The 12,572-nt window shown below is 72.1% G+C and carries 13 protein-coding genes; 4 read left to right on the forward strand and 9 right to left on the reverse strand.

Going from position 1 to position 12,572, the window contains the following annotated elements; translation table 11 throughout:
• Positions 1-17: 17 nt before the first annotated feature.
• Positions 18-845: a maleylpyruvate isomerase family mycothiol-dependent enzyme gene (locus ACZ7HT_RS08320; RefSeq protein WP_471161496.1), complete on the reverse strand. Its 828-nt coding sequence runs from the start codon at positions 843-845 to the stop codon at positions 18-20.
• Positions 846-1,000: 155 nt separating this feature from the next.
• On the opposite strand from ACZ7HT_RS08320, the gene ACZ7HT_RS08325 reads away from it, so the two are divergent.
• A complete protein-coding gene (locus ACZ7HT_RS08325) occupies positions 1,001-1,798 on the forward strand; it encodes a carbon-nitrogen family hydrolase (protein ID WP_471161499.1) in 798 nt (265 codons plus the stop codon).
• The gene (locus tag ACZ7HT_RS08330) at positions 1,798-3,048 is read left to right on the forward strand and encodes an SMI1/KNR4 family protein (protein WP_471161502.1); all 1,251 of its coding nucleotides are present in this window, start codon (positions 1,798-1,800) and stop codon (positions 3,046-3,048) included. The genes ACZ7HT_RS08325 and ACZ7HT_RS08330 overlap by 1 nt, the downstream gene beginning before the upstream one ends.
• Here ACZ7HT_RS08330 and ACZ7HT_RS08335 read toward each other — a convergent pair.
• The 6 genes from ACZ7HT_RS08335 to ACZ7HT_RS08360 all read right to left on the reverse strand — a co-directional run bounded on the left by ACZ7HT_RS08335 (position 3,035) and on the right by ACZ7HT_RS08360 (position 7,209).
• On the reverse strand, positions 3,035-3,250 hold the full coding sequence (locus ACZ7HT_RS08335) for a hypothetical protein (protein ID WP_471161504.1): 216 nt from the start codon (positions 3,248-3,250) through the stop codon (positions 3,035-3,037). The two genes, ACZ7HT_RS08330 and ACZ7HT_RS08335, sit on opposite strands and share 14 nt — an antisense overlap.
• 7 nt (positions 3,251-3,257) lie before the next feature.
• Complete coding sequence (locus tag ACZ7HT_RS08340) at positions 3,258-3,866, reverse strand: hypothetical protein (RefSeq protein ID WP_471161507.1); 609 nt, start codon at positions 3,864-3,866, stop codon at positions 3,258-3,260.
• A 67-nt stretch (positions 3,867-3,933) separates the two neighbouring features.
• On the reverse strand, positions 3,934-4,266 hold the full coding sequence (locus ACZ7HT_RS08345; RefSeq protein WP_471161510.1) for a hypothetical protein: 333 nt from the start codon (positions 4,264-4,266) through the stop codon (positions 3,934-3,936).
• Between the two features lie 340 nt (positions 4,267-4,606).
• Positions 4,607-5,092, reverse strand: a complete 486-nt coding sequence (locus ACZ7HT_RS08350; RefSeq protein ID WP_471161513.1) for an LURP-one-related/scramblase family protein — start codon at positions 5,090-5,092, stop codon at positions 4,607-4,609.
• Between the two features lie 30 nt (positions 5,093-5,122).
• On the reverse strand, positions 5,123-5,872 hold the full coding sequence (locus tag ACZ7HT_RS08355) for a bestrophin-like domain (protein WP_471161516.1): 750 nt from the start codon (positions 5,870-5,872) through the stop codon (positions 5,123-5,125).
• A 2-nt stretch (positions 5,873-5,874) separates the two neighbouring features.
• The gene (locus tag ACZ7HT_RS08360) at positions 5,875-7,209 is read right to left on the reverse strand and encodes a hypothetical protein (RefSeq protein ID WP_471161519.1); all 1,335 of its coding nucleotides are present in this window, start codon (positions 7,207-7,209) and stop codon (positions 5,875-5,877) included.
• 220 nt (positions 7,210-7,429) lie between these two features.
• On the opposite strand from ACZ7HT_RS08360, the gene ACZ7HT_RS08365 reads away from it, so the two are divergent.
• Positions 7,430-8,980, forward strand: coding sequence for a recombinase family protein (locus ACZ7HT_RS08365; protein ID WP_471161521.1), 1,551 nt, complete (start codon positions 7,430-7,432; stop codon positions 8,978-8,980).
• A gap of 53 nt (positions 8,981-9,033) precedes the next feature.
• On the forward strand, positions 9,034-10,836 hold the full coding sequence (locus ACZ7HT_RS08370) for an NHL domain-containing thioredoxin family protein (RefSeq protein ID WP_471161524.1): 1,803 nt from the start codon (positions 9,034-9,036) through the stop codon (positions 10,834-10,836).
• 36 nt (positions 10,837-10,872) lie between these two features.
• Here ACZ7HT_RS08370 and ACZ7HT_RS08375 read toward each other — a convergent pair whose 3' ends face one another.
• On the reverse strand, positions 10,873-11,196 hold the full coding sequence (locus ACZ7HT_RS08375) for a hypothetical protein (RefSeq protein ID WP_471161526.1): 324 nt from the start codon (positions 11,194-11,196) through the stop codon (positions 10,873-10,875).
• Positions 11,197-11,250: 54 nt separating this feature from the next.
• A complete protein-coding gene (locus tag ACZ7HT_RS08380) occupies positions 11,251-12,558 on the reverse strand; it encodes a M18 family aminopeptidase (RefSeq protein ID WP_471161528.1) in 1,308 nt (435 codons plus the stop codon).
• Between the last annotated feature and the right edge of the window lie 14 nt (positions 12,559-12,572).

Raw genomic sequence — 12,572 nt, forward strand, 5'->3', positions numbered from 1 at the left:
ACAGAGAGCGCCGCGATCTACCGCGGCGTCACCGCGAAGTTGTCCAGGATCGCCGCCGCCAGCTCCGCGTCGCCCTCGGTCTTGACCCGGTCGGCCACCTCGGCCGGCCGGACCCGGCCACAGGCGAGACGCACGAACGTCTCCCAGTCCGTCGTCAGCGTCACCGCGGGCCCGAGCGACGGCGCCCCGTCGATCGAACCGCGGCCCTCCGCGTCCACCCGTACCGTCCGCAGGAACTCCACCGGACCCGTCACGTCGAGCACCACCGCCGAGGACGCGGGCGCCCCGGCGTCCTTCGCGACCACGTCCGGCAGCGCCTCCAGGAGCACGTCCCGCGCCACCAGCGCACCCGCCGAGTCCAGGTTCCCCGGCGCACCGAGCGCCGCCCGCAGGTCCTGCTCGTGCACCCACACGTCGAAGGCACGGTCCCGGTAGGCCAGTTCGAGGGACTGCTCGGCGCCGAGGGGAGCGCGGATCAGATGCTCGGGGGAGCGGTTCTCGTTGCGGAGCTGACGGGCCCGCCGGATCAGGATGTACTCCAGCTCCGAGGTCATCTCCGGGGAGGTGTGGTGCCGGCGCACATCGACCTGGACCTCCATGTAGCGCGCGAAGTCACTGCGCACGTGGTACAGATCGCGCGGCAGGGAGTGGATGGGCCGCGGGTCGCCGAGCATCTCCGTCTCCATGCCGATCACATGGGAGACGATGTCCCGCACCGACCAGCCGACGCACGGCGTCGGCCGGTTCCATTCGCCTTCCACGAGGGGCTGCACCAGCTCGGCTATCGCCTCGATGGAGTGGGTCCAGGCGTCGGCGTAGTTCTGGAGGCTGGGATGGACGGTCACGGGACCCCTCGGCGGTTCTTCGGTGCGCGGGCTGAAAACACGACTGGATGGGAGGCTCGGACGCTAAGTTACGCTGCCCGAAGGCACCCCGGCAGTGCTTTCGTGTGACGATCGTAGGCCGGTGTTGACGGCTCGAATGCCAGGACGGTGGTAGTGTGCGCGCCTCGCTGATCCAGATCGCGGTAGACCCGGACGAACCGGTCGAAGCCCGTCGCGCCCGAGCGGCGCAGCTCGTACGGGAGGAATCCGGCCACGCGGACCTCGTCGTCCTCCCGGAGCTGTGGACCGTCGGCGCCTTCGCGTCCGACCTCTTCGCCTCCGAGTCCGAACCCCTGAACGGCCCCACCCACCGCGCCATGGCCGCGGCCGCCCGCGACGCCGGGGTCTGGCTGCACGCCGGCTCCTTCGTCGAGGCGGAGGGCGGCGCCCTGTACAACACCTCGCTCGTCCTCTCCCCCGACGGCGAACTCGTCGCCTCCTACCGGAAGATCCACCGCTTCGGCTTCGACAAGGGCGAGGCCGTTCTCATGGCCGCCGGCGAGGACCTCGTCACCGTCGACCTGCCGCACCTCACCGTCGGCGTCGGCACCTGCTACGACCTGCGCTTCCCCGAGCTCTTCCGCGGCCTCGTCGACGCGGGCGCCCAGGCCTTCGTCGTCCCGGCCGGCTGGCCCGCGCGCCGCCGCGCCCACTGGACCCTCCTCGCGCGGGCCCGGGCCGTCGAGAACCAGGCGTACGTCCTCGCCTGCGGCACCGCCGGGACCCACGCGGGCGTGGAGCAGGCCGGGCACTCGATCGTCGTCGACCCCTGGGGCGAGACCCTCGCAGAGGCCGGCCCGGACGAGGAGATCCTGCGGGTCGTCCTCGACCCGGAGAAGGTCCGCACGACCCGGGAGGAGTTCCCGGCGCTCAAGGACCGGGTGCTGGGGATCGCGGCGCCGAGGCGGGCCTGATGCCCCACGAGGGCGAGGACCACCTGAAGTCCCGCCAGGGCGAGGACGACCTGAAGTCCCGCCAGGGCGAGGCGGCCGCCGACACCGCGGCCGCTGACGTCAAGGCCGTCGACGCCGCGGCCACCGCCCTCGCCGCCTTCGCCGAGCTCTTCGGGCCGCCGCCGGAGGGGCCCGCGACGCCCGTCGACTGGGACGCGGTCGAGGAGTGGCTCGGCCTGCGCCTGCCCGCCGACTACAAGGCCGTGGCAGGCGCCTACGGCCCGCTCGACATCGGCGAACGGCTCTGGCTGCACACCCCGTTCACGAGCGACGCACGCCTCTTCGACTACGGCCGCTTCGTCGAGGACGGCCGCCGGGACGCCCCCGGCGTCCTCCCCTTCGGCGCCACCCGCATGGCCGACACCCTCAACTGGGACACCACCGCCTCCGACGACCCGGACCAGTGGCCCGTCGTCGTCCACGTGCAGGACCTCGCGAACGCCGGCAAGGACCCCTGGCTCCGCCCCGGCACCACCCTCCTGCCGACCCTGGCCGGTTTCGTCGGCGACGGCCTGCGCCCGCACATCGCCCGCAGCGGCCGTGCGGGCGGCGAACTGTCCCCCTGGACCCCGCCGGCCCGGCGCCCCGAACCGACCCCCGAGCAGCGCGCCGCACTCGCCGCCGGGACCGGCCTCGCCACCCTCGCCGCCCTGATCCCGCCGCCCGCCGCACCCCACCTCGGCGAGCGGAGCTGGGAGTGGCTGTACGAGCGCCTCGGCACCCGCCTCCCCACCGAGTACGTCCGCCTGATGGCGACGTACGGCGGCGGCGAGTGGTGCCAGTGGCTCCGCTTCAGCACCCCGCTGGGCACCGGGAGGTACGACCTGGCGGGCACGGAGGAGTGGTACGGCGACGCCTACCGGGGCCTGCGCGCCGACTACCCCGAGTACCACCCGCTGGCCGTCTGGCCCGAACCGGGCGGCTTCCTGCCCTTCGCCGACTCCATCGACGGCGACCAGCTGTGCTGGCTCACCGAGGGCGACACCCCCGACGACTGGCCCCTGATCGTCATCCCGCGCCACGCCGACCAGGGCCCGCCGCTCACCGGCACCCTCACCGAGACCCTCCTCGCCTGGCTGCGCGGCGAACTCCGCACGGAAGGCCTCCCCCGCCTCGTACGCCCCCACGAGGACCCCCTGGACGTCATCGACTTCACGCCCTACGGCCCGAAGGACGACGGCCCGGGAACCGACCAGTTCAGGCCGTCCTGAGCTCCGCCGCGTCCGGCAGCAGCGCGGACAGCTCCCCCGCCCCGTTGGCGAGACCGGCGTCCCGGAGCCGCGCCGCCGCCGGCTCCATGGCCGCCGGGACCGGCTGTCCGGTCGCCGGCTGGGCGAGGACGAAGACGTCGTCGTCGCTCAGCCGGAAGCGGGATCGGGTCACGTCGAAGGACGGCATCTCACGCTCATTCATCAGGTGGTCAGTACCGGGACTCGGTCCAGAAGTGGGTCACGCGAGAGAGGCCCGCCTTCACCGCGCCGAGCTGCGTCAGGGTGGAGCGGTCGACGCCGGCGAAGACCAGGGTGAGGGACAGGTCCCCGCCCCCGGCGCGCCCGTCGACCCGCACGGAGAGCCGACGGCCCTTGCCGCGCCCGGTCTCGCGGACGGTGACCGTGACGCCGGGGTCCTCGTCGTCGGCGGCGCGGGTCAGGACGTAGCCGTGCTTGTCGAGGGCGGTGAGCCGGTAGTGGTCGCCCGCGTACCGCAGGGCCAGGGCGCGCTGCTCCAGGGTGGCGCCGAAACGGTTCCGCTCCACGTACACGACGCGGTCGCCGACCCGGAGGGTGGACCGGTTCAGGCCGGGCAGCTTCATCCCCTCGACGTGCGTCCCGCGCGCCTCGAAGGAGGCTGTCGGCAGCCGTCCGCCGCGTACCTCCGAGACGAGCGACTCCGGAGAGGTACGGGGGAGGGGGCAGGTCAGTGTGATCTCGCCGAACTCCGGCGAGACCCCCTTCCAGCCGGCCCGGTAGTCGTGCCGGTTCCCCTCCTTCCACGCCTGGAGCTCGAAGGGGGTCACCTGGATGTGCATCTCTCTCAAACTCCCGCTCGGTCGACTTCTGGTCGAAGGCTCAGTCGAAGGGGCTCAGCCGAAGGGCTCAGTCGAAGGGATTCAGCGCGCTGCCGAGCTTCTTCGCGCCGTCCTTGAGGCCGTTCCCGATGTCGGACGCCGTGTCGCCGGCCCAGTCCCCGGCGGCCTCCAGCCCCTTCCCGATCGCCTCATGGTTGTCCCAGATCATCGCGCCCGTGTACGCGACGCCGGTGCCGACGGCGAGTCCGAGCGTGACCGGGTTCGGGGCCACGGTCAGCGCCGTCAGCGAGGCGTTGAAGCCCGTCCCGGTGAGGTCCGTGGCGAACTTCGCCGGATCCGCCTTGATCATGTCCGTGTCGTACGTGGCGAGGTTGGCCACGCCGTACGCGGTGGCCGCCACACCGCCGACGACACCCGCCCCGCGCAGCCAGCCCGCCGCCTTGGCGGCGTTGGCGAGGCCGTCGTTCTGCGCGACTTCAGCAGGTTGGCCTCGGCGGCGGTCGGGCCGGGCCTCCGCCGCCTCCGCCGTCGAGCTGGTTCAACCGCATGCCGACGGCGCCCTGTTCAGGCGCGGAGGTCCGTATACCGGCCCATTCCTCGTCAAAGCCCATAGCCCAACGCCCCCATGAAACGAATGCTCGTGCCTTTGCAGGTGCATCGCATGGTTGCGTGGTGACGCGCGGGACGCAAGGTCCGGGAGCGGCCGCTGACGAGGATGATTCGACCCCCCACTCCTACTCCTACTCCTCCCGCTCCGTCATCCGGATGACGCACACGGCGACCGCGATCTGCAGCGCCGCGTCCGCGTCCTCGCGGACCACGTTCACCGCGTACGTCTCACGGACGTGGAACCACTGCCGGGAGATGTGGGCCAGGAGCTCACCCTCGTACTCGACGATGAACTCCCGGTCCAGGATCCGGCCGCTGACGTCCAGTCCGGTGCCGTCGACGAGCGTCACCCGGTAGTGGTTGCGCAGCAGCGAGAGCCGCTTGCGGCGCACCGTCGCGAGCGGCCGCTCGTCCCGCTCGATCGTCATCGCGTCCCGGAGGCTGAACATCTTCTGCCGCAGGGTCACGAGGACCTGCCCGTCGGGGTCCTTCAGCTCCAGGGTGTCGCGCAGCCGCAGGGCCTTGCCGTCGACGAGGAAGGCGTGGCGGCCCTGCTCGTCCTCGATCCAGTAGTCGTCGCCGATCGCGAACATCTTGTCCCGTACGAGATATTTCACGCCGTATGCCTTCCCCGTCCGTCCGTCCTCTCACCCGAAGTACCGGGTGAACGCGTCCGGCGACGCGCCGAACACCCCCCCGAACGGCGCGTCCAGCTGATGGATCACCAGCACGGTGAACGCGATGAACCCGGAAAGCCCCATCACCATCACCACATGGGTCGTACTCCTCTTGATCCCGAAGAGGAACATGAACGCCAGCGTCAGCGCACCGCCGATCAGCAGGCCCGCCCACAGCACGGGGGAGAGCCGCTCCTGCGCCGCCGCCTCCCGGCCCCGCCGCGCGTCGTCGACGTAGCCGATCTGCGCCAGGATCTCCTGGGCCGCGATCTGCTCCGGCACCCGGTCGGCATCGGTCGCCGCGCCGGCCCGCCGCAGCCGGTCGAGCAGCGCCCAGCCGGACGGGCCGAGCGGCTCGCGTTCGGCCATCAGCGGCCACTCGACGTCGACGACATGGTGGGCGTACGTCTCGGCCGCGTCGCGCAGCGGCTGCCGGTGCGCGGCGGGGAGGGCGTCCGCGAGCAGGTACGTCTGGTGCAGGGCGCTCGCCTCGACCTGCACGTTGTCGTCGGCGGAGGAGCGGGTGTCCCAGACGGAGACCAGGCAGAGGCCGAGCACGATGGCGTAGAGGACCGACACCATCATGGCGATGTACTCGGCGACGTCCTCGCGCGACTCCTCGTCCTCGCCGACCGGGAACAGCCTGGTCTTGGCGAAGACGGCGACGGCGGCGACGACCGAGACGCAGCTGACGACGAGGAGCGTTTCGGACAGGCCCACGGTCAGTTCCCCCGGTTGCCGAGCAGGGCGGCCGCGAGGGCCGCCGGGATCAGAAGCAGCAGCAGCATCGCGACGACCCCGAACTCATGAGCCTCCCGGGCCCGCCGCCGCAACCGCCCGAAGAGCCCTTCGTTGTCGGGCACGGCCTGGAAGCGCGGCGTCTGGGGCCGGGGCGGGGTGGGAGGCCCGGGAACGGTCTCACGACCGACGGGAGGGGCGGTCCTCGGGGTGGAGCGGGGTGGGGAGGGGGGTGAGGAGGAGGGGGCGGCCGGGGGAGCGAGACCTGAGGGGGCGGAAGCTCCCGGGGCGGTCCCGGGGGACGCCCCGGCGGACGTCCCGCCGGTCCCGGCGGCGGCCCCGGTCCCAGCAGCAGCCCCAGCGACCCCGGAAGCCCCGGGGGCTCCTACCGCCCCAGCACCCCCGGCAGCCCCCACTGCCCCAGCAGCCCCCACCGCCCCACGGACCCCAGCCACACCACCGGCCCCCACGGAAGCCCCAGCCCCAGCCCCCACCGAAGCCCCAACCGCTCCACTCCCCCCACTCCCCGCACTCCCACCCCTCCCCCCACCGGCCCCCGCCACCCGGGGCGCAGCAACAGTGAAGACGGCGGAGGAACGCGCGGTGAGCGTGGGCGCGGGAACGCGGTCGCCCCCGGCGTCATAGGTCGGGACCCGGTCGCTGCCGGTGGCGAGCCCGGTGCTGCGGTGGGCGCCCGGCGGGAGCCGGACGGTGGCCGTGCAGCGGGCGGAGGCGCCGGGGACGAGCAGGGCGATGCCGGCCCGGCCACAGTCCACGGCCCCGAGCCGGAGGGCGGTGTCGGCGACGCGTACGGCGTGCAGGGCCAGGTTGCCCGGATTGCTCACGACGTACGTGATGACGGCGCGCCCGCCCGCGACGGAGACGCGCTCGGTGAGCGTCAGGCCCCCGGCGACACCGGAGTACCCGGAGCGGGCGGTGGCACCGATGGTCCGCCCGAGGGAGGGGATGTCTCCCTGGGTCCGCGCGGCGGCGAGGTGCGCCCCGGGCAGCGCGCGGAAACGGGCCACGCACTCGACCTCGCCGAGCGCGGCGAGCGGCTGCCGAGGGCACCGCACGGCCCCGGCGGGCACACCGGGGTCGACGACCCGTACCCCGTACAGGTGGGCCTCACCCCGGTTGACCAGCCGGTACCGCTTCACGACCTGAGCCCCGACCCGTACCGCCGGCGGCCGCACCGCACTGTTGGCGCGCCCGTTCACGGTCACGGTCATCCGCAGCGCCCCGTCTCCGGCTCCCCCGGCCTGGGCGACGGCTCCGGGCAGCAGGAGCAGCACCGCCATCAACAGGCCACCGCTCACCCGGAGGAGGTAATAGTCCGATGATCTGCCCGCACGCGTCATGCGCCCCATGCCACCGCCCGCCCCCGCCCCACCCCCACCCAGGACACGCCCCGGCCCCCCACCCGGCCCCCACTTTCCACCCGTACGGCATCATCCCCATATCTCAGGAAAACTGGTTTTGTCCCCTGTTCCAGGAAGAAGTACGACAGAGGGCCGATTCCTTCACCACGCTGGGCGCATGCATCAAGAGACGATCTGCGACCTGTACCTGCGCGTGTCCCTCGACCGGGACGGCAAGACCGCGATCGAACGCCAGGAGGCCGACTGCCGTGCCTGGGCCGAGCGCAACGGACTGACCGTCCGCAAGGTCCACACGGACAGAGGCCGTTCCGGCTACAAGACCGTGGAGCGCAAGGGCTTCGAGGCCGCGCTGGCGGCCGTTACCGCAGGTGTCGTCGGCACGCTGATCGTCTGGAAACTCGACCGCCTGTCCCGCAAGGGCATCGGCCAGGTGGGCAAAGTGCTGGACGGCATCGAGAAGGCCGGCGGGCGTCTCGTATCGGTCGTGGACGGTCTCGACACGTCGAACCGTTCGGCGAGCAAGGCCGTCGCCCTGCTCGCCGAGCTCGCCAGGTCCGAGTCGACGAACCTCGGCACGCGTGTCGGTCATGCCAAGCGCTACCTGCGCGGCAAGGGCCGGTGGATCGGCGGACAGCCACCGTACGGGCTGCTCATCGACCCCAAGACCAAGAAGCTTGTCCACGACCCGCAGTACGCCGTCTACGCCCGTCTGATCGCGGATGAAGCACTCGCCGGCACGTCGCTGGTCAAGATCGCCCGACTCCTCAACGAGTACGAGATCCTGGCGCCCAGGGGTGGGCAGTGGAACGCGGCCAGCATCATGCAGCTCCTGCGGTCCCCGGCGTTCGCCGGTCTGATGCCTGAGACCGAGACGGTGGAGACGGGCGACGGCGAGCGGAAGTACACGGGGAGGGTCTTTCCTTACCGCGATCCCGAGACCCTCGACACCGTCGGGATCGGAGAAGGGATCATCACCGTCGGTGAGCGTGAGCAGATCATCCGCACGCTGGAATCCAGAACGTTCGTGCACGCAGGGAAGCGGCGGGCGGACTCTGACGGGACCGCACTTCTCACGGGGCTCATCCACTGCGCGGTTCCCGGCTGTGGTCGTCGGATGCACCGTGTCGGTGGCAGCTATCAGTGCATGGCGCGCCGTGCGGGCAATCAGTGCGTCGGGGCGTCGGCGCTGGCTGCGACCGTCGACTCCTACGTGACCAGACAGTTCCTCACAAAGATTCCGGCGCTGGATTCCGGTGATCCACTGCTCGTCACCATCGCAGACCGTCGGGCCCACCGCGCAGACCCGGAGACCTTCGCGAAGCGCGATGCGCTCACTGCCGAGATCCAGGATCAGGAAGCCCGTTTGGCAGACCTGGAGGACGCACGCTACGTCCGTGGGGAGTTCGATGGCGCCGGTGCCATCGAGCGCTACAACAGGCTTTCGGCGCACTTGAGAGGGCACGTCGAGGAGCTTCGGAGCCGTCTCCACAGGCTCCCCATGCCCGCCGTGGACGTTTCACCGATGTGTGACGCGGGCGCCCTGCGTGACGCGTGGGAGAACGCGACGAACGAAGACCGGCGCGATCGGTTGTCGCTCGCGATCGACCGGGTCGAGGTGAGCAAGGGAGCACGAGGGCAGCGCATCGTCCCGGAACAGCGCATCCGGATCCGCTGGGCGAAGGCGGTGGACACGGGCGCCGCACGGTAGGCGCTCCATACCGGCGTGACCTCGCGTTCACGGGCGGATGGCAAGCTTGAACCATGAACGATGCCGCCCCGGCGCCCACCCCCGCGCCCCGCCGCCGTGCCCGTGTCCGTGCCCCCGAGCTGATCGGCAAGGGCGGCTGGCTCAACACCGGAGGCAAGGAACTCAGCCTCGCCGATCTCCGAGGCAAGTGCGTTGTAGTTGATTTTTGGACATTTTGCTGCGTGAACTGCCTGCACGTCCTAGACGAGCTGCGGGACCTGGAGGAGAAGCACCGCGACACGCTCGTGATCGTCGGGGTGCACTCGCCGAAGTTCGTGCACGAGGCCGAGCATCAGGCCGTCGTCGATGCCGTCGAGCGGTACGAGGTGCATCACCCCGTGCTCGACGACCCGGAGCTCGCGACCTGGAAGCAGTACGCCGTGCGGGCCTGGCCGACGCTCGTCGTGATCGACCCCGAGGGGTACGTCGTCGCCCAGCACGCCGGTGAGGGGCACGCCAACGCGATCCGGACGCTCGTCGAGGAGCTGGAGGCCGAGCACGAGGCCAAGGGGACGCTGCGGCGCGGCGACGGGCCGTACGTGGCGCCCGAGCCCGTCGCCACCGACCTGCGCTTTCCCGGGAAGGCCGTCACCCTCGGAAACGGGAACTTCCTCGTCTCCGACACCACCCGGCACCAGCTCGTCGAGCTCGCCGAGGACGGGGAGAGCGTGGTGCGGCGGATCGGTGAGGGGGTCTTCCGGGAGCCACAGGGGCTCGCCCTGCTCCCCGACGGCAAGGTCGTCGTCGCCGACACCGTGAACCACGCCCTGCGCACGTACGACCCGGAGACCGGGGCCATCGAGCTCGTCGCCGGCACCGGGAAGCAGTGGTGGCAGGGGTCCCCGACCTCCGGCCCGGCGCTCGACGTCGACCTGTCCTCGCCGTGGGACGTCGCCTGGTGGCAGGGCAAGGTGTGGATCGCCATGGCCGGTGTCCACCAGATCTGGACGTACGACCCCGCCACCCAGACCGTCGAGGTCGCCGCCGGGACCACCAACGAGGGGCTCGTCGACGGGCCCGCCGCCGAGGCCTGGTTCGCGCAGCCGTCCGGGCTCGCGGCCGCCGAGGACCGGCTGTGGATCGCCGACTCCGAGACCAGCGCCCTGCGGTACATCGACACCGAAGGCATCGTCCACACCGCCGTCGGTACCGGGCTCTTCGACTTCGGGCACCGCGACGGCGCCGCCGACCAGGCGCTCTTCCAGCACCCGCTCGGCGTGACCGCCCTGCCCGACGGCTCGGTCGCCGTCTCCGACACGTACAACCACGCCCTGCGCCGCTTCGACCCCGCCACCGGCGAGGTCACCACCCTCGCCACCGATCTGCGCGAGCCCAGCGACGCGGTCCTCGTCGGCGGCGACATCGTGGTCGTCGAGTCCGCCCGGCACCGGCTGACCCGGCTGCGGCTGCCCGAGGAGGCCGTCCAGGTCGAGTCCGCCGCCTACCGGACCCAGCGCGAGGCCACCGAGGTCGCCCCCGGCCGGCTCCGGCTCGACGTCGTCTTCCAGGCCCCGACCGGGCAGAAGCTGGACGAGCGGTACGGTCCCTCGACCCGCCTCCTCGTCTCCTCCACCCCGCCGGAGCTGCTGCTCGGCGGCGGGGGGACCGGCACTGATCTCTTCCGGGAGCTGGACCTCGACCCGGAGATCACCGAGGGCGTCCTGCACGTCTCCGCGATGGCCGCGTCCTGCGACGACGACCCCGCCAACGAGTACCCGGCCTGCCACGTCCACCAGCAGGACTGGGGCGTCCCGGTGAAGGTCACGGCCGACGGCGTCGCCCGCCTGCCGCTGATCCTCGCCGGTATGGACGGGTAGAGGGATAGAGGGATAGAGGGATAGACAGTCAGGCAGTCAGCGGACTGTTCCCTGGTTCCTGGACGGGCGCCCCGCGGCCCCGTCCAGGCACCCCTCCACCCACGCCGCCGGATCGTGCACGGCCCGCTCGCCGCCCATCCCCTGACGCTCCATGCCGGCGCACTCGCCCTCGCGCAGGGGGCGCCACTTCACGATCCGGACGGCCTGGAGGTATCCGCCCTCGTAGGCGATGTCCGTGCCCCACGGGGGCTCTCCGTCGTACCGCGCGATCACCGCTCCACCCGCCGCCGTGGCGAGCACGACGGCGGTGGTGACGGCGACGGCGAACCTGCCCCGCGAGGGGCCCTCATGACGATGCATGAGGACGACCCTGCCCGGCGGGGCCTTTCGCGGATGTTTCGGTGAAGCGGAGGCTCAGCCCTCCAGGAACGCCACCAGTGCGTTCGCGAGGAGGTACGGGTCGTCCGCGCCGCAGAGTTCGCGGGCGCTGTGCATCGAGAGGATCGCGACGCCGATGTCGACCGTCGAGATGCCGTGCCGGGCGGCCGTGATCGGGCCGATCGTGGTGCCGCAGGGCATGTCGTTGCTGGAGACGAAGGACTGCCAGGGCACCCCCGCCTTCTCGCAGGCGGCGGCGAAGACCGCGCGGCCGCTGCCGTCGGTGGCGTACCGCTGGTTGACGTTCACCTTGAGGATGGGGCCGCCGTTGACGCGCGGGTGGTGCGTCGGGTCGTGGCGGTCGGCGTAGTTGGGGTGGACGGCGTGGCCGGTGTCGGAGGAGAGGCAGACGGTGCCGGCGAAGGCGCGGGCCCGGTCCTCGTAGGAGCCTCCGCGGGCGTAGACCGAGCGCTCCAGGACGTTGCCGAGGAGGGGTCCCTGGGCGCCGGTGTCGGCCTCGGAGCCGTTCTCCTCGTGGTCGAAGGCGGCGAGGACCGGGATGTACGGGAGGTCGTCGCGGCCCGCGAGGGAGGCGAGCGCGGCGGTGGCGGCGTGCACGGAGAGCAGGTTGTCCATGCGGGGGCCGGCCAGGAGTTCCCGGTCGCGGCCGAGGTACGCGGGCGCGTCGACGGCGTGCACCATGAGGTCCCAGCCGGTGACGTCCTCGGCGTCGACGCCGGCCTCGGCGGCGACGAACTCGATCAGGTCGCCCTCGTGGACCTGGCCGATGCCCCAGATGGGCTGCATGTGGCGCTGGCGGTCGAGCTTGAGGCCGTCGTTGACCTGGCGGTCGAGGTGGATCGCGAGCTGCGGGACGCGCAGCAGCGGCCGGTCGACGTTGACGAGGTGGTGGCTGCCGTCGCGGAGGGTGAGGCGGCCGGCGAGGCCGAGGTCGCGGTCGAGCCAGGTGTTGAGCAGGGTCCCGCCGTAGATCTCGACGGCGACCTGGCGCCAGCCCTGCGCGCCCATGTCGGGCTGCGGCTTGACGCGCAGGTTGGGGGAGTCGGTGTGGGCGCCGACGATCCGGTACGGGGTGTGGGCGGCGGCGCCCTCCGGCACGTACCAGGCGATGATCGCGCCGCCGCGGATCACGTACTTCCCGCCGCTCGTCCCGTCCCAGGCCGCGGTCTCCTCGACGCGGCGGAAGCCGGCCTTCTCCAGGCGTGAGGCCGCGCTCGCCACCGCGTGGTACGGCGAGGGGGAGGCCGTCAGGAAGGCCATCAGGTCGTCGGTGTGGCCGCGGTCGAAGGGGCCGGCGGTGGGACGGGAAGCTGCGCTGCTCATGGGGTCACCTTACG

The sequence above is a fragment of the Streptomyces sp. NPDC037410 genome, from assembly GCF_055602235.1.